General features: G+C 41.4%; 15 protein-coding genes. 2 read left to right on the plus strand and 13 right to left on the minus strand.

From position 1 onward, the window contains the following. Positions 1-87 precede the first annotated feature (87 nt). The 10 genes from Q5O24_14670 to Q5O24_14715 all read right to left on the minus strand — a co-directional run bounded on the left by Q5O24_14670 (position 88) and on the right by Q5O24_14715 (position 10,649). Positions 88-783 carry a tRNA threonylcarbamoyladenosine dehydratase gene (locus tag Q5O24_14670; GenBank protein WKY47572.1) on the minus strand — a complete coding sequence of 232 codons (696 nt, stop codon included), beginning with the start codon at positions 781-783 and terminating at the stop codon, positions 88-90. After that, positions 783-2,459, minus strand: a complete 1,677-nt coding sequence (gene argS / locus Q5O24_14675) for an arginine--tRNA ligase (GenBank protein ID WKY47573.1) — start codon at positions 2,457-2,459, stop codon at positions 783-785. Before argS ends, Q5O24_14670 begins: the two co-directional genes overlap by 1 nt. Before the next feature lie 70 nt (positions 2,460-2,529). Continuing rightward, on the minus strand, positions 2,530-2,964 hold the full coding sequence (locus Q5O24_14680; GenBank protein ID WKY47574.1) for a DUF1934 domain-containing protein: 435 nt from the start codon (positions 2,962-2,964) through the stop codon (positions 2,530-2,532). A gap of 107 nt (positions 2,965-3,071) precedes the next feature. Continuing rightward, positions 3,072-4,127, minus strand: coding sequence for a D-alanine--D-alanine ligase family protein (locus Q5O24_14685; protein ID WKY47575.1), 1,056 nt, complete (start codon positions 4,125-4,127; stop codon positions 3,072-3,074). 17 nt (positions 4,128-4,144) lie between these two features. Further along, a complete protein-coding gene (locus Q5O24_14690) occupies positions 4,145-4,636 on the minus strand; it encodes a DUF523 domain-containing protein (protein WKY47576.1) in 492 nt (163 codons plus the stop codon). 13 nt (positions 4,637-4,649) lie between these two features. Next, complete coding sequence (locus tag Q5O24_14695; protein ID WKY47577.1) at positions 4,650-5,033, minus strand: hypothetical protein; 384 nt, start codon at positions 5,031-5,033, stop codon at positions 4,650-4,652. Between the two features lie 28 nt (positions 5,034-5,061). Beyond that, positions 5,062-6,462 (minus strand): RsmF rRNA methyltransferase first C-terminal domain-containing protein, encoded by a 1,401-nt coding sequence (locus tag Q5O24_14700; protein ID WKY47578.1) that lies wholly within the window; start codon positions 6,460-6,462, stop codon positions 5,062-5,064. Between the two features lie 173 nt (positions 6,463-6,635). Continuing rightward, entirely contained in the window at positions 6,636-7,742 is a 1,107-nt protein-coding gene (locus Q5O24_14705) for a PIN/TRAM domain-containing protein (protein WKY47579.1), read from the minus strand. Between the two features lie 183 nt (positions 7,743-7,925). After that, positions 7,926-8,417 (minus strand): CarD family transcriptional regulator, encoded by a 492-nt coding sequence (locus tag Q5O24_14710; protein ID WKY47580.1) that lies wholly within the window; start codon positions 8,415-8,417, stop codon positions 7,926-7,928. A 99-nt stretch (positions 8,418-8,516) separates the two neighbouring features. After that, entirely contained in the window at positions 8,517-10,649 is a 2,133-nt protein-coding gene (locus Q5O24_14715) for a Tex family protein (GenBank protein WKY49270.1), read from the minus strand. 154 nt (positions 10,650-10,803) lie between these two features. On the opposite strand from Q5O24_14715, the gene Q5O24_14720 reads away from it, so the two are divergent. Beyond that, on the plus strand, positions 10,804-11,694 hold the full coding sequence (locus tag Q5O24_14720; protein WKY47581.1) for a DegV family protein: 891 nt from the start codon (positions 10,804-10,806) through the stop codon (positions 11,692-11,694). A 37-nt stretch (positions 11,695-11,731) separates the two neighbouring features. Here Q5O24_14720 and Q5O24_14725 read toward each other — a convergent pair whose 3' ends face one another. From Q5O24_14725 to Q5O24_14735, 3 genes are all read right to left on the minus strand, one after another. Continuing rightward, positions 11,732-12,412, minus strand: coding sequence for a TIGR00266 family protein (locus tag Q5O24_14725; protein WKY47582.1), 681 nt, complete (start codon positions 12,410-12,412; stop codon positions 11,732-11,734). A 116-nt stretch (positions 12,413-12,528) separates the two neighbouring features. Next, positions 12,529-14,451 (minus strand): aconitate hydratase, encoded by a 1,923-nt coding sequence (locus Q5O24_14730; GenBank protein WKY47583.1) that lies wholly within the window; start codon positions 14,449-14,451, stop codon positions 12,529-12,531. Positions 14,452-14,555: 104 nt separating this feature from the next. Next, positions 14,556-16,589, minus strand: coding sequence for a sensor domain-containing diguanylate cyclase (locus tag Q5O24_14735; GenBank protein WKY47584.1), 2,034 nt, complete (start codon positions 16,587-16,589; stop codon positions 14,556-14,558). Positions 16,590-16,794: 205 nt separating this feature from the next. Here Q5O24_14735 and Q5O24_14740 point away from each other — a divergent pair, with 205 nt between their 5' ends. Then, entirely contained in the window at positions 16,795-17,454 is a 660-nt protein-coding gene (locus Q5O24_14740) for a GTP pyrophosphokinase family protein (protein ID WKY47585.1), read from the plus strand. The last annotated feature ends 15 nt before the right edge of the window (positions 17,455-17,469 follow it).

Here is a 17,469-nt window from a genome sequence, read left to right on the forward strand (position 1 = left end):
TTATGCTTATCTAATTATTATAATATTTTTGTGTTTTACTTGTCAATGCAATTTTAGTAAATTCTCCAAAAAACTACAAAAAGAAGTTTAAACTTCTTTTTGCAGTAAATCCCTGACTACCTGACCGGCAATCATCAACCCAGCCACAGATGGTACAAAAGCAATACTACCAGGCGGCGTTTCTCTGATAACCGGCTCTTCAGTGGAAAATAAAACTTTTAATGATTTTATCTCTCTTTGTCTTAATTCTCTGCGCATAACTTTGGCCAGGGGGCATACTGAAGTCTTATACAGGTCCACAATCTCAAACCTGGAAGGGTCCAATTTATTTCCGGTTCCCATACATGAAATAATGGGAACCTCAGCTTTTTTCGCCTCTACAATCAGACTTATTTTGGCAGAAACCATATCGATGGCATCTACGACATAATCATAGCCCGAAAGATCAAATAGATGTACACATTCTTCAGTATAACATCGATGTACAGGATTAATAACAGCCGCCGGATTTATGGATAAAAGTCTTTTTGCCATTACTTCGACTTTTACCTGTCCAATGGTATCCTGTGTTGCCATAATCTGCCGATTCAGGTTGGAAGGATCAACCACGTCCTTATCAACCAGTGTTAAACTGCCCACGCCGCTTCTGATTAGACCTTCAGCCACAAATGAACCAACTCCACCTACGCCAAATAAAATAACGCGAGCATTCTTAAGCTTATCCAGCCCATCTTGACCAATTATTTTTTTTGTCCGGTCAAAAATATTCTCTCCCGGCTGCATTACATCCGCTCCGGTGCCTCAACCCCAAGAATTCCCAGTGCATTTTGCAATACCTGACGCACAGCTTTAATTAAATGAACGCGGGCTTTCATCAAATCTACATCCTCAACCCGGACGCGACAGGCATTATAGAAGCTGTGGAAACCGGCTGCCAAATCAATCGTATAGCGGGTAATCCGACTGGGATCCATTTTTTCTTCAGCAATCAGAATCTCTGATGGAAAATCTGATAGAATTTCCAGTAGATTCATTTCTTCCTTCTCAACCAGGCAGCTATAATCAGCAGGCTCGCTTAAATTGACAGCCTCATCCATCTGGCGGAGAATACTGCAAATCCGAGCATGAGCATATTGAACATAAAACACAGGATTATCATTGGACTGCTCAATGGCCAGGTCCAAATCAAAATCAAAATGTGAATCCGGTGAACGCAGGTTAAAGAAAAATCGGGTCGCATCTACGCCGACTTCTTCGATCAGATCTGTCAAGGCAATAGCTTTTCCTTTACGTTTTGACATTCGCGCCACTTCACCATCTCGAAGAAGACGAACCAACTGCATAATAACCACTTCGAAATTATCTGCATTAACACCAACAGCGGTTAAAGCACCTTTCAGCCGGGCCACATGGCCGTGATGATCAGCACCCCAGACATTGATGCAGCGATCGAATTTACGGTCCACAAATTTATTCATATGATAGGCAATATCAGCCATAAAATAAGTCGGCAATCCATTTGCTCGAATCAGGACATCGTCCTTTTCCGAACCAAACTCTGTCGCCTTAAACCAAAGCGCCCCGTTCTCTTCATATGCGTAACCGCCTTCTTTTAAGGCTTTTATAGTTTCATCGATAGCACCGCTGTCATAAAGACTTTGTTCTGAAAACCAGACATCGTAATTAATGCCATAGACCCCAAGATCACTTTTCATTTTATCCAGGTTTTTATTAAGGGCATATTCAATCAGGACTTTCTTACGGTCTGCTTCTTCCCATGCAAGATAGGCATTCCCGTTAATGGCAATAAAATCACGCATATGTTCCGTAATATCCTCACCCTGATAGCCATCTTCCGGAAAGGGAATATCCTCTCCTAAAAGCTGGCGATACCGAGCATCTAATGAATCGCCAAATTTCGCAATCTGATTGCCGGCATCATTGATATAGAATTCTCTGGTTACATCATATCCTGACCATGAAGCGATAGAAGCCAAAATATCACCGATTGCACCGCCACGAGCGTTACCCATATGCATTGGACCGGTTGGATTAGCCGAAATAAATTCCAGGTTATAGGTTTTACCGGCATTTTTCTGGCTTTTTCCATAACCATCACCACGGTCTTTAATTTCTTCCAGCACCTGATAATGCCATTCCGGCTTCAGTCTGAAATTGATAAAACCAGGGCCGGCTATTTCCACTGATGCCACCGAGCTATTCTCGATTTCAAGATTATCAATCAAAGCTTCAGCTATAAATCGAGGCGCTTTTTTCGCCTGTTTGGGCAGCTGCATTGCAATATTAGTGGAGTAATCCCCATGTGTTTTTTCTCTGGGAACTTCCAGAAAAATTTCCGGCTTTTCGTCAATGCTAAAAGCCCCGGAAGCGATTGTTTTATCGAGCCCCTGAGCAATAATATCCTTTAATTCCTCGCTTAATTTTTCCCGTATGTACATTCTTAATTCCTTTCATTCTGCCATTATAAGATACAAAAGGAGAAGCGTGGCTTCTCCTTTTGGCTAGCTTTTACTGGGTTATTTTAATATTTAAGACGTTTTCTGAGTTCACAATGCCTTCAATTTCAATATTATAATCAATCATCACCTTGGTCGGCTCGCTCTTATCATTATAATTAACAAACACGTCCTTTGTCAGTATTCCCATCGCGACCTCACCGTAAGGTGTCGAATACCAGGTTGTATTTCTTTTTCCGCTTTCGAATTCCATCACCGAATTGGTTGTTCCTAAACGAATTACCGAAACCTTCTGTCCATCGAGACAGACGGTCGTCGTCGTTCCTTCCATGCCTGATACTTCTGATTCTGTATAAGTTACACATAATCGATCGGATTCTCTATAAAACTGACCTTCAGTGAGAAACTCCAGGGTATCCTTGTTTTCTTCTTCATTTTTAACGGTTCCTGAAATGGACAACCATACTTTTTTTCTTTCCTCAGTCATCTTTTCTCCTTGGGGTTTAATCTCACACTATTAAACCATTGATTGACAGTTTTATCAAGAAATTTTCTTTTTTTCCTTAAAATCAATTAATCTTCATTTAAAGAGAGCTACACCTGAACGGTCACACGTTTTCTTTTTGCCGAATGGATAATCCGTTCCACCAGTTCCTCATAGGGAATCCCGGTAGCTTCCCACATTTTAGGATACATACTGATATTGGTAAATCCTGGTAAGGTATTGACTTCATTGATATAAATATCACCCTCGTCGGTCAGGAAAAAATCAACCCGCGACAAACTTGATCCTTCAATGGCTTCAAATGCTTGTACAGCATACTTTCTGATTTGCTCCATGGCTTTTTCATCAATCTGAGCTGGAATAACCACTTTTGAATCCTCCTGATCCGAGTACTTGGCCTCATAATCATAGAATTCTTTCGAAGGAATTACTTCTCCGGCAATAGAAGCTATAATTTCACCATCTTCTTCAAGCACCGCACATTCGATTTCTTTACCTTTAACAAAGGCTTCAAGAATAATTTTATGATCGAATACCAGTGCGATATCCACCGACTCAAGGAGTTCCTGACGATCATGCGCCTTGCTGATCCCCACACTGGATCCCATATTGGCAGGTTTTACAAAAATCGGATAGCCAAGGGTTTTCTCTGCCTTTTCAATGAGTGTTTCTTTTTCTTTTTGCCAATGATTTTCTCTAAAGTACATATATTTGCCCGTTGGAATTCCCACACTTTCAAACATTACCTTGGAAAAAACCTTGTCCATACCAACAGCTGAACTTAAGACCCCGCATCCCACATAAGGCTTATTGAGCATTTCAAAAACCCCCTGGATCGTTCCATCCTCACCCATTGGTCCGTGCAGTACCGGAAAAAATACGTCAATATCTGAGAAAATCGGATCGGCAAAAAATGAAAAATCTCCAGTTAAGTGCATCATGCTCTCTTCCCAGCTGCCATCTTTTATATGTTTATAATCTCCGCTATAGATATACCATTTTCCTTTTCTGGTAATACCAATCGTAGTAATATTAAATTTTTCAGTATCGATGACTTTAAGTACATTATAAGCCGAAACACAGGATACCTCGTGTTCTCCTGACTGGCCACCAAAAACGACTCCCAGATTGAGCTTATTCGCCATAAGTTCTACTCCTTAATCTATTGAATACATTCCAGAAATTCTTCTTCTGTAATCACTGTAATTCCATTCTGCTTGAAAAGTTCTACCGTAACACCATCGCCTTTAACCTTTTTCCCCTGAAAACTGCCGTCATATATGACACCGCAGCCACAGGAAGGACTGTTACTTTTCATCACTGCAATTTTTGCACCAGTCACTTTTGCCGTATCCAGTGCCCGCTCTGCCCCCAATTTAAAAACCTCAGTTAAGTCTTCACCCTTAATGGAAAAAACTTTTCTCTCCCCGTCAACTGTTCTGACCTCTGAACAGTCTCTAGGAGTTGGAAGACCACCCAGTACTTCCGGGCAAACTGCAATCGCCTGACCTTTCAACAGCAATTGGCGCAGTTCCTCAACCAATGATCCCTTTTCCTGATAATTAATTTCCATTCCTAAAAGACAACCCGATACCAGAATTTTCTCTTTGTTCTCGATCGCCTTTTTCAGCACCAAAAAATCCTGTTGATTCATACAAACCCCTCTTTCACTTCTTATTCAATTCATTTTCACGATAAATCCAGGCCCCCCGTTTGAAGACCATTTTATAAATCATGTCTTTCAGCACAATTTCACCGGTTTTGACAACTGAATCTGGAGCAATTTTGATATTGTCAGCGATTTTTGCACCCATCCCGATTTTCGTATCCGACCCAATCTCTACGGAAGCACCAATGATCGCCCCAGGCTCCACTACAACATTTTTTTGAAGACTTGAGTCCCGCTCAACAATCACACCAGTCCCCAAACGACAGCCTTCATCGATTCTTACCGCTTCACCAACGATCACACCAGCGCCTATAAAAAGGCCCTCTCCAAGTATAGCGGTTTCATCAATTACGGCACTTTTATGGATACTTGATTTTATCATAAAATTATATCTCCTGACAGATTTTTCCTTACTTTTTGCGAATTCTCAAGCCTTTGGGATAGTGATTTTTGATCTTTTTTTCACTGGCTTTTCCAAAACCAAGCGGATATCCCTGATAGGTTAAAAGAACCCATCCGGATTTCTGGTCTTCTTCAATTATTTCCCCTTTTAAATACTGATAACTCATTTCTTCGGAAGAAAGGTTAAAACTATTTAAAACCATTTCTTCTGTCAAAAACATGGCCAGCGCATAGGAGGGTTCAAAACGATTCTTTTTGAGCTGTCCCAGGTGCAATCCCGGTCTCAAAACCTTTAAACCACTGATTGAATCGGCACTAATTCCCTGGGGGAACTGATAAAGATGGTCGCCTGACTGATACAGATTTTTTGAAAAAGACACTTGATATTCCGGCCTGATCATCTCAGATAAAAAGACCTGATAATTTTTCAAATCCTGCTTGGCAGCTTTTTTAAACCGCCCTTTAGGTGAAGCTTTAAGACCACTCTCATGTTCTTGAGATGCTTTTTCTTTTTTCAGTCTCGCGATGAAGTGCCCTTCCCCCTGAACATGCATGGGCATGATCCGCAGGGTTTTATCAAGCTCCTTCAAATTATTTTTACTCCACTCCGGATGCCCTGAATCATTTAAGCCCGTAAGACTTATCCTTTCCAGAGAAAACGATTCTTGATTCAGAAAGTCCTCGATCACCTGTTCATTTTCCTCAGGCGAGAATGTACAAGTAGAGTAAACCAAAATCCCCTCCGGTTTTAACAGGCGGCTTGCCGACTCAAGAATTTTTTCCTGTTTTCCCACACACCGTTCAACCCGCTCGATGCTCCAGTCGTTTAAGGCACCGGGATCTTTGCGAAACATCCCCTCACCGGAGCAGGGCGCATCCACCAGAATTTTATCGAATTTCTCATAAAAAACAGAAACCAGCCGTTCCGGAAATTCATTGGTCACCAGTACATTCCCGATACCCATCCGTTCAATATTGGTCGATAAAACCCCAGCCCGGGAATTTACCAGCTCATTGGCTACAAGCAATCCCTCGCCCTGCAAGGCTGCACCAATTTGGGTGGACTTCCCTCCTGGTGCGGCACAAAGATCCAGGACCCAATCACCTGGGGAAACATCAAGGGCTTCCACGGCTGCCATCGCCGTGGGCTCCTGAACGTAATAAAGACCTGCGTAATAAAATGGATTTTTACCAGGACGCACAGAGGCATCAATAAAAAAACCGGTCTCACACCAGGGAACTCGATTCGTTTCAAAGGGCAGTATTCTTTTTAATTGTTCGGGAGCGATCTTGAGGGTATTGGTTCTGAGCCCTTTTATTTCCTCACGATCGTAAGTCTCAAGAAACGCCTCATATTCAGGTCCCATCAGTTCTTTCATTTTTTCCTTAAATGCCTGTGGCAGTTCCATCCTTACCTCCTGAGTTATAGTATTTTTAATTATACTTTCTTCACTCAAAAATTACAAATCCTTTCCCTGAAAAACAAGCTTTCTCACTAAAAAAGCAGGGAAAATCCAGTATTCTGAATTCATACCCTGCTTCTATCGCCTTCAGGCCATTTAACTTTTAATACTACAAACACCTATCTTTTAGGCTTGGCAAAAATCATCCGCCCGGCAGATGTCTGTAAAATACTGGTCACAATAACAATGGTCGAGCTGCCGATATAGCGTTTGCCGTTTTCAACTACGATCATCGTTCCATCATCCAGATAGGCAACCGCCTGACCGTTATCTTTTCCGGCTTTGACAAGCAGTACTTTCATTTCCTCACCCGGCAACACAATTGGTTTAACCGCATTAGCCAGCTCATTCATATTAAGCACTTCTATCCCCTGAACAGTGGCTACCTTATTAAGATTATAATCGTTGGTTACGATTTTTCCCTTAGTAGATTTAGCCAGTTTAATCAGTTTTGAGTCCACTTCGTTGACATCGTCAAAATCTTCTTCAGTGATTTGAACTTCAATATCCAATTCCGTCTGAATTTTGTTCAAAATATCCAAGCCTCGTCGGCCGCGGTTTCTTTTCAGTTCATCCGCCGAATCCGAAATCAGCTGCAGTTCATTAAGGACAAAAACCGGTATCACCAGCGGTCCTTCAACAAATCCAGTCTGGCAGATATCAAAAATACGACCATCAATAATTACACTGGTATCCAAAAGCTTGGGAATTGCACAGTTCTTCTTTTTTGTATTCTTTTTGACTTCAACCGGAGCGGTTCCCGGTTCTTTTTCTTTTCGCAGTCCCTGAAACGCCAGCAGAATATCGTCTCTTTTCTTCATCGGAATTGTAAACCCGATATAGCCAAGGACAATATAAATCGCAATGGTCAGAACTCCACTCACCCATGGAATTGGGATTTGCATCAGTGCAATACTGATCAGCATCGCAATCAGAAGACCAATCACCAGGCCAATAATGCCGAAACTCACATCAACCAGCCGTACATTTTCCAGACTTGCCTCGATAATTTTAGACAAATGCTTGACTGCTTTTAAAAAAAGCGGAAATAAAATAAAAAAGATAAGACCAAATAGTAAAACAAGCGCAATATAAATTGCAATTTCCAGTTCTGTGCTTAAATTTACAGATTCCTGAAACCACCCGCTTGTGATTGTCAGATTTGCAGCTCCTACCCCCAGAAGCATTCCAACCAGGGCAAACAGCACTCTAAATATTTTCTGCATTCTTCTTCACCCCCTTTCTGTCTTAAACTAAATTATACCATTCAATTCTTAAGGATTTATCTTTTATTGTCCCTTTCCTCTAAATATCCTAATTCCCAATTCTACCAGCGCTTTTTCCGACTAAAAAAAAGCCACCTTCATTGCAGCACAGGAAACCTGCGTTGCAATGAAGGTGGCTTTTTTCTATTCTTCGCTTTCCTCACAGACAGCATCATTGATGATACCTACGATTTCATCCTTATCTCGTTTTTCAATCAAAATCATCTCACTGACCAAAAAATTTCTGGCACTGTTAAGCATTTTCTTCTCACCAGTCGACAGTCCTTTTTTACGGTCCAGCAAAATCAGATTTTTTACCACTTTGGCGACTTCGAAAATATCACCTGTTTTAAGATGCTCCAGATGATCCCGGTACCTTCGGTTCCAATTTTTTTCCATTTCATCCATTGGAGCATTCATGGACTCCAGCATTTCACTGATCGCATCCTTCTCGACGACTGTCCTAACGCCAATCTCATCGACCTTATCTACTGGAATTAAGATCTGCAGCCCTTCTGAAACAATTTGCATAATGTAATAAGTATTTATCTCGTCAAAAATCTCACGCTCTTCGATTGCTTCAATGATGCCTGCGCCGTGCATTGGGTAGACAATTTTATCACCAATTTTGTACATATAACCACTCCCATCATTGATAGTTATTTCATTATACCATAAAAAAAAGGAATAAGCCTTTTATTTTATAAAAAGTTTATTCCAGTGTCAATCTTTTTTTTAAACAATCATTGATAAACCAATTCGTTTTCTGTCAAGATCCAGAGAAATCACTTTAACACTCACCACATCACCTAATGAAACCGCCTCTGACGGGTGCTTGATAAAGGAATCGGTAATTTGGGATATATGGACCAGCCCATCCTGGTGAACACCGATATCCACGAAAGCACCAAAATCAATCACGTTACGAACTGTTCCTGTAAGCTCCATCCCCACAGACAAGTCTTCCATTTTCAGGACATCTGATCTGAGATGGGGCTTTGGCGCCGATTCTCGGGGATCCCGACCAGGTTTTCTCAGTTCCTTAACAATATCATAAAGTGTTGGGACCCCAACTCCCAGCTCGTCAGCAAGATCGGCATAGCTTTTTTTGATCACCAGCTCCTGTTTCCCCAAACTCGCTTTATCAATTCCATTCATCAGCAAAAGCTTTTCCACAGATTTATAAGATTCAGGATGAACACCGGTGTTATCAAGAAGGTTATCGCCGTCATCGATTCTTAAAAAGCCGGCACACTGTTCAAAGGCTTTGGCTCCCAGACCTTTTACTTTTTTAAGTTCATTGCGATTTTTGAATGTGCCATTTTCCTGACGGTATTTCAAAATATTGCCGGCTATCGTTTTGTTAACCCCAGCCACATATTTTAACAGGGCTACTGAGGCTCTGTTGACATTAACACCCACATTGTTGACGGCATCTTCAACCGTTGCTTCCAGCATCCGTTCCAGCTCTTTCTGATTGACATCATGCTGATACTGTCCCACTCCAATATGCTTGGGATCGATTTTAACAAGCTCCGAAAGCGGATCCTGGAGTCGTCCGCCAATCGAAATAGCACCACGCAGGGAAACATTAATATCCGGATATTCTTCAGTTCCCAGTTCCGAAGCTGAATAAACTGAAGCACCTGCCTCATTAACTACAATATAGGCAACAGGATGTTTAGCTTTTTTAATGACTTTAGCCACAAACTGTTCCGATTCCCGGGAGGCGGTTCCATTGCCGATGGCAATAATATCGACTTTAAACTTATCAATCAGTTCAAGCAGCTCCTTTTCGGCTTTTTCTTCCTGGCCTTTGGAGAATACCGGATAAATGGTTGTCGTCGCCAGTACCTCTCCCATTTTATCAAGAACTGCAATCTTGCAGCCGGTTCGAAAGGCCGGGTCAAAGCCCATAGTTACCTTGTCTTTAAAGGGCGGCTGCAGCAGGAGTTTCTTTAGATTCAAGGCGAACAGCTTAATCGCCCCTTCTTCGGCCCGCTCTTTTAACAGTGCTCTTATTTCTCTTTCAATAGCCGGGGCAATCAGTCTGGAATATCCATCCTCAATGGCCATTTTTACATGAACCGCCGTCTTGTCCCGTAAATTTTCTTTAAGCAGATAACTTTCAATTTCTTCAACCGGTGCCAATACTTTGACATTTAACACTTTTCGTTTCTCGCCCCGATTAACAGCGAGAATCCGATGGTCCTTGATACCTTTAATGGCTTCCTCGTAATCAAAATACATTTCAAGCTCAGGGCTTTCCAATTCTTTTCCTTTAATCACCGTCGCTTTCAGACGGCCCTTTTCCAGCGATATCTTCCTGATTACACCCCGATAGTTTGCGTTATCAGAAATCATCTCAGCCAGGATGTCCCGGGCCAGCTGCAGAGCTTCTTCGGCACTTGCCACTTCCAACTCCGGACTGATAAAAGTTTTGGCGAGCTCCAGTAACTCCTTTTCACTAAGCGTCTGCTCGAACATCTTTAATGCCAGAGGTTCAATTCCCTTTTCCCTGGCGGCCGATGCTCTGGTCTTTTTCTTCTTTTTATAGGGCAGATACAAATCTTCCACTTCCTGTAGAGTTTGTGCCTGTTCAATACTCATTTTCAGTTCTGGATTTAGGGCCTTCTGCTCATCAATTGATCTGATAATTTCTTCTTTTCGCTTATCCAGTTTACGGAGATAAGTGAGTCTTACATCCAGTTCCCTGAGCAGGGCATCACTTAAATTACCGGTTACTTCTTTTCGGTAACGGGCAATAAAAGGAATTGTATTGCCTTCATCAATGAGTTTAATGGTATCCTCAACCTGTTTTGCTTTGATCGAAAATTCTTGTGCTAATTGCTTTATCATTCTATGTATCCTTTTCTTTTTCTTGCTGATAGTTTATCATCTTTTGAGCATTACATAAACCACCTTTTTTCTGTTCTATGGATAAAGTGTCTGTATTTTGTCTGATTGTCAATTGAAGCATTTCATGCTAAAATACTTAGAATAACTACAAAGGAGTATTCCAATGGCAATCAAATTCATTGTCGATTCCATGTGCGAGACCAACAGCGAAATCCTTTACCGCTACGACTTCGATGTGCTTCATATTCCGGTCTCACTGGATGACAAAACTTATTCCGATGGGATCGATATTACACCGCAGATGGTTATCGATTTTGTGGAAAACAATAAAAAAAGCTTCCCGAAAACAGCTCAGATCATGCCTACTGATATGATGAACCTTTTTGAAAAACATTTAAAAAACGGCGATGATGTAATTTATCTGGCTTTTTCGTCTAAATTATCAGGAACTTATCAGACCGCCAGTCTTTTAATTAGGGATTTCAGGGAAAAATATCCTGAACGTAAAATCACAGTCGTTGATTCATTATCTGCGACAACCGGCCAGGCTCTAATTCTCTATCAGGGCCTTAAGCTTGATAAATTAAACCGGCCCTATGAAGAAATCGTCGAAACTATGAACTTTCTTGCTCACCATATCCAAATTTTCTTTCTCGTTGGCGATATCAAGTGGCTGGCTCAAGGGGGGCGAATCAGCAAGAATGCTGCAATGATCGGTGATATGCTTAAAATCGTTCCAATCCTCTATATTCCCGATGGTGAAATTCATGTTTACGAAAAAATCCGTGGCGAGAAAAAGGCCTTAAAACGGCTTTTTGCTATCATCGAAGAAAAAATGGGACCTCATCGCAACCAGATTATGGGGCTGGTTCAAAGCACAGCTCCCGGACTGCAGGACAAAGCAATGAAGCATTTCGAAAAAGAACTGGGGATCAAAAATTTCATGACCCCCGAAGGTGCCGGTTCCGCCCTTACCGTTCATATCGGAAAAAACTGTTTGGGGATCATGTTCTTTGACGATTTGCCTGACAACTATGTCAACGTCATCCCTTAAAGATAAAAAGCACTGAAGTAAATCAGTGCTTTTTTATTTAGCCTTTTTCCGGCATGGACATGGCGATCAGATTGACAATTCGGCTCAACGGCATGGTCTGCAGCCAGACCCGACCAGGGCCCTTTAAGGTTGCCAGAAATACGCCTTCACCGCTTAAAAACATATTTTTAACACCCTTAACGGTTTGAATATCAAAGGATACTGATTCTTCGAACATCCCCACATGACCCTGATCGACCTTCATAACCTCGCCCGGAGCCAGGTTATATTCCATCACCGACCCATCCAGCTCAACAAAGGCTGTACCCGGTCCTGTCAGTTTCTGGAGGATAAATCCTTCTCCGCCAAACAAGCCTACACCGAGACTTTTCTTAAAATATATATCCAGATCAATAGAAGTTTCAGCGGCTAGAAAAGCTCTTTTTTGGCAAATGATCGTTTGTCCTTTTTGCAGGGGCAAGGCTCTGATTTCTCCCGGAAAACTCGAAGTGAAAGCAATATGACCGCCGTCTCGGCCTGAAGTATAAGTTGTCATAAATAAAGAATCTCCGGAAAATGTTCGCTTAAGACCTTTTAGCAGGCCCCCTTTGGTATTGGTTTCCATTTTCATCCCATCAGACATCCATGACATTCCACCTGATTCAGTGAAAATTGACTCTCCGCCTTCCAGGTTGACCAATACAACCGGCAGATTTCCGCCCTTAATTTCATAATTCATAGTCTTTCCTCCTCTTTTATCTTTAAACAATAAAAATACAGCAAACAGAATCCGGAAAATTTTATTTCCAGTCTGCCCGCTGTACTTGTATACCCTAAAGGAGGGCTAAATAACAATTATTTTTTTGATTTAATCAGGTTGATCAGTCCACCAGCAAGCAGCATTTCTTTCTGGCGCTGTGAAACTTCGATTTTCATCGTATAAGTTAAGCCCTTTGTTTTATTAATCAGCTTGGCTTCACCATCTTTAACCGCCTGCAGCGCATCTTCAATGGCCAATTCGTCATTTAATGATATGGTATCGTAGTCTGCTTCATCGACAAATTCCAATGGCAGAATCCCATTGTTAATCAGGTTGTTTTTATGAATTCTGGCAAAAGATTTTACCGCAACCCCTTTGATTCCCAGGTAAACAGGGGCCAGTGCAGCATGTTCACGACTGGAACCCTGACCATAGTTGGAACCGCCTACAATAAATCCACCTTTATTATCAATGGCTCGTTGTGGGAATTCCGCATCACAGGGAGTCAGACAGTAATTTGAAAGGTAAGGAATATTAGATCGGTATGGCAGAAGTTTTGCGTTCGATGGCATAATATGGTCAGTGGTTATATTATCTTCTACGACGATTAATGCTTTTCCAGCGACTTCTTTTTCAAGCGGTTTTGTTTCAGGGAAAGGTTTGATATTTGGTCCTTTAATGACTTCCACTTCAGTGCCTTCCGGTGCCGGCTCCATCACCATAGTATCATTCAAAAGGAATGCTTCTGGCATTTCAATATCCGATAACTCCACCTTACCTAAAGGATTTGTTAGAACTCCAGCTAAAGCAGATACTGCAGCGGTTTCTGGACTTAACAGATAAACATCGGCAGATGGTGTTCCCGATCGCCCAAAGAAGTTTCGATTAAAGGTTCTAAGGGATACTGCATCGGTACAGGGTGCTTGACCCATTCCAATACAAGGGCCGCAACCACACTCAAGGATTCGGGCACCAGCATTTAATAAATCTGCTAAAGCACCATTTTCAGCAAGCATAGTCAAAACCTGTTTTGATCCCGGTGCTATAACAAAGGAAACATTCTCAGCAATGGTTTTTCCCTTCATGATTTTCGCAACCTTCATCAGATCCAGCCAGGATGAATTGGTACAAGAGCCAATAGCAACCTGATTAACTGGCATGCCTTCAATCTCTGAAACCTTGACAACCTTATCAGGGCTGTGAGGACAGGCTGTTAATGGTTCCAGCGCTGATAAATCGACCTTAACAACCTCATCATATTCAGCATCGCTATCTGCTGCAAGTGCTTTAAAATCTTCAACTCTGCCCTGGGCTTTTAAAAATTTCTCGGTCATTTCATCGGATGGGAAGATTGAAGTTGTCGCTCCCAGTTCCGCACCCATATTGGTAATGGTTGCCCGTTCGGGAACAGTTAAAGTTTTAACCCCTTCACCGGTATATTCAAAGACTTTATTTACGCCACCTTTAACCGTACATTGTCTTAGTACTTCCAGGATGACATCCTTTGAAGACACACCGGTTCGAAGTTTTCCGGTCAATTCCACCTGAACAACTTTAGGCATGATAATATAATAAGGATCACCAGCCATGGCAACTGCCACATCCAGACCTCCAGCACCAATCGCCAGCATCCCAATTCCACCGCCAGTCGGTGTATGACTGTCCGAGCCTACCAGTGTATCACCTGGTACGCCGAAGCGTTCAATCTGAACCTGATGACAAATACCGTTACCCGGTTTTGAAAAATAAACCCCGTGCTTTTTGGTAACACTTTGAATATAACGATGATCATCCATATTTTCAGGGCCCTCCTGAAGCATATTGTGATCAATATAAGCTAATGACTTTTTAGTTTTTACTCGCGGCACTTCCATTGCTTCAAACTGCAGATAAGCCATAGTCCCGGTGGAATCCTGTGTCAGGGTCTGGTCAATACGAATCCCGATCTCCTCGCCCTTTACCATTTCACCCACAACCAGGTGATTTGCAATAATTTTCTCGGTTAATGTTTGTCCCATTGAATTTCCTTTCCTCTACAAATAACGTTTTATATTTACGGTGTCAAACTGTTTGAATGAATATTATAACATTTTTCAGATAATTTTGCCAATTTTTCCAGCCTTCAACTTAAACTTCCCTCTTTTTTTCCACAAACCCTGTTACGGCCGGTTTCCTTCGCCTCATAGAGTGCCTCATCCGCTCTTGTAAAAAAGCTCAGCATCTCTTCATGCCGGGCACGCTGAGCGACACCAAAACTGGCTGTAACTATTTTTGCATCTGGGTGTTCAAAACTTTCTAAGACCTGTCGGATTCGCTCTGAAACCGCAATACCGGCTTCTAACGTAGTCTCTGGCATCAAAATGGCAAACTCTTCACCACCCCAGCGTACCAGGATATCCGTTTGTCTAAGCATTTCCTCAACCATTTCAGCCGTCTTTATTAATACTGCATCCCCAATTTGATGTCCAAATGTATCATTAATCTTTTTAAAATGATCCAAATCAAAAATTACCATACTTAAATCGCTTCGGTATCGGTCTGCGTGTTCCATCTGCTTCTCAATTTTGCGATTAAAATAAGCCCTATTATAAATTCCCGTTAACGAATCTCTGGATGCCTCTTCTATCAATCTGCTTTCTTCATTTTTTTGATTGGTTACATTAATAAGGATCCCTTCATATTCCCATTCAAAAGCATTCTTTTTAATTCTTTCAACCTGAATTTCTGCCCAGAACATTTCCCCCTCAAGATCATGAAGTTCCAGTTCAACACTTAAATGACTGGATTTTCTAATCATCCTATCCAAAAACGCATGAAAAATGCCACGACTGCCGAATATCTTTTCCGGACTCTCCTCCATTACCTGTTTAAATTCTTCCGATGACTCACATTTAAACTGCTTAAGAAAATAAGGGTTTCCATACTTAAAGACCTGATCCTGGCCTAAAATAAACAGCCCTACGGGAATCGCTTCAACCAACTGCCGGCTCATCGTATCAATCGATCGGGCTAGTTCACCAAACTCATCGTTTCTTGACAATCCATAGATCTCTACTGACCGTTCACCTTCTTTTAGAACAGTACTCTCCATTATTTTAGAAAATGGTTGGATCATCATCTTTTCTATTGCCATATTAATGAGTATTGCCAACAAACCCATCAGACCCATCGCAACGATGAAATAAAAAAGCAGATTATTCAATGAAATAATATTCTCCATGTCATAAAAGGTTATGACATACCAGCCTGAATCTAAAATGGGTGCTATAGCCCCATACTGAAAAGCTCCACCGGTTACTTCAAAGACATAGGAATCATCAATCCCGTGTTCATCAAAATATAACTTGGCTCGATCTAGATCAAAGTTTGAATAATATTCATAAATCGTTTTGGACATATGCTGGCTGTCGTTATCACGCTCTGATAATTCCGTAATCTCATTGTTTTCCAATTCTATTAGGGCTGGTTCTTCCGGCTGTTCATCACTTGTTCTGCCCAATTGAATCTCGCCTTCTTCATTGATAACAAAAGTACGAACGCCATCCTGCTCATACAGTTTAAGGATATTATCAATGAAACCCTCCAGACCCATCTGAGTTCCCACAACACCCAAAATTTTTCCATCATCAATAACCTTCATATTGAGCCACATTCCTAAAGTATCTAAGAACCGATCCACATCAATTTTCAGGCTGTAGTCTTCTGAACTTTCCAATAGATCAAAATACCATCGATCCCGCTCATTGTTTATATCAAGCTGGCCTTCTGGCGGCGATATCTCCCCATCTGATGACTGATTAAAAAAGTAAAAGTCCTGGCTTTCCCCAGGAACCAAAAAAGTATTATGATACACAAAGACCCGATTAAACTCCCGAACTGATTCCATCGCCGATTCTAAAGTCTTATCCCCATCAGGGTTTCTTAGAAATTCTTTTATCACACCTGTATTTGCCAGTTTCTCAACAACTCCTATTTCTCGGTTGACATAGGTATTGATTTCACCAACAATCTCATTATTAAATAAACGGGCATAGCCTTTAGATACCCCTTCAGCAATCTGCCAGACTTTTCCCAAAAATAAAAACCCGCTCATTATCATCACTGTTGTGACAATACACAACATCACAAATCTGAATTTTTGTTTTACACTTTTCATTGCTATTTCCTCGATGGTCTTAATTTAAAGTTTATTTAGGTATTACCCTTTTTAGTCATAGAATTATCATACTTTATAAAACTGAACTAAAGATTTATCCTCTAAAATACAAAATGGTTACAAACCATTTCAATTAATTAGAAAGGTATGCCTGAATAACAATCAGCTCAAGCTGAATTTTTTTATTCGGGCAGTGAATTATTTTATGGAAATAAATCATATGGCATTCTCCAATGATCCCCAAGTCAACAACGTCCTGAAGGATTTTATCAAAACCCAGCAGGTCTATCGGGCTGCAATCAAAGAAATCAAAACTAAATTGGAAATTCTCGACGAGGAATTCCAGGCCCGATATGATCATAACCCTATTCATCATATGGAATATCGACTCAAAAGTCCTAAAAGTATCATCGAAAAAATGCAGAAAAAGGGCTACGAAATCAGCACAGAATCGATCTGTAAAAACCTTACCGACATCGCCGGTGTGCGGGTTATCTGTAATTATCTAAGTGACATCAACCGAATTGCCAATCTGCTTTTACGCCAGGACGATATCACCCTGGTAAGAAAAAATGATTATGTGGCTCATCCCAAAGAAAATGGCTACCGCAGCCTTCATTTGATCGTCCTGGTCCCAATTTTTTTGGCCGAACGTACCGAGTCAATACCGGTCGAAATCCAGGTTCGAACAATCGCCATGAATTTTTGGGCCAGTCTTGAACATCAGCTCAAGTATAAAGCCCATACCAATATCTCTGAAGATCTGGGCGACCGCCTAAAAGTGTGTGCATCATCGATTACCCATTTAGACGAAGAAATGCAGTCCATTTACACCGAAATTAAAAACGGCGTTCACCCCATATAGAAAGAAATGGCGGAC

It is taken from the genome of Eubacteriaceae bacterium ES3, from assembly GCA_030586155.1.
Classification (GTDB): Bacteria; Bacillota; Clostridia; order Eubacteriales; family Eubacteriaceae; genus Acetobacterium.

Coding starts and splice junctions, on each gene's coding strand:
- Q5O24_14670 (WKY47572.1), bottom strand. CDS start 783: ATGCAGCCGGGAGAGAATATTTTTGACCGGACAAAAAAAATAATTGGT.
- argS (WKY47573.1), bottom strand. CDS start 2,459: ATGTACATACGGGAAAAATTAAGCGAGGAATTAAAGGATATTATTGCT.
- Q5O24_14680 (WKY47574.1), bottom strand. CDS start 2,964: ATGACTGAGGAAAGAAAAAAAGTATGGTTGTCCATTTCAGGAACCGTT.
- Q5O24_14685 (WKY47575.1), bottom strand. CDS start 4,127: ATGGCGAATAAGCTCAATCTGGGAGTCGTTTTTGGTGGCCAGTCAGGA.
- Q5O24_14690 (WKY47576.1), bottom strand. CDS start 4,636: ATGAATCAACAGGATTTTTTGGTGCTGAAAAAGGCGATCGAGAACAAA.
- Q5O24_14695 (WKY47577.1), bottom strand. CDS start 5,033: ATGATAAAATCAAGTATCCATAAAAGTGCCGTAATTGATGAAACCGCT.
- Q5O24_14700 (WKY47578.1), bottom strand. CDS start 6,462: ATGGAACTGCCACAGGCATTTAAGGAAAAAATGAAAGAACTGATGGGA.
- Q5O24_14705 (WKY47579.1), bottom strand. CDS start 7,742: ATGCAGAAAATATTTAGAGTGCTGTTTGCCCTGGTTGGAATGCTTCTG.
- Q5O24_14710 (WKY47580.1), bottom strand. CDS start 8,417: ATGTACAAAATTGGTGATAAAATTGTCTACCCAATGCACGGCGCAGGC.
- Q5O24_14720 (WKY47581.1), top strand. CDS start 10,804: ATGGCAATCAAATTCATTGTCGATTCCATGTGCGAGACCAACAGCGAA.
- Q5O24_14725 (WKY47582.1), bottom strand. CDS start 12,412: ATGAATTATGAAATTAAGGGCGGAAATCTGCCGGTTGTATTGGTCAAC.
- Q5O24_14730 (WKY47583.1), bottom strand. CDS start 14,451: ATGGGACAAACATTAACCGAGAAAATTATTGCAAATCACCTGGTTGTG.
- Q5O24_14735 (WKY47584.1), bottom strand. CDS start 16,589: ATGAAAAGTGTAAAACAAAAATTCAGATTTGTGATGTTGTGTATTGTC.
- Q5O24_14740 (WKY47585.1), top strand. CDS start 16,795: ATGGAAATAAATCATATGGCATTCTCCAATGATCCCCAAGTCAACAAC.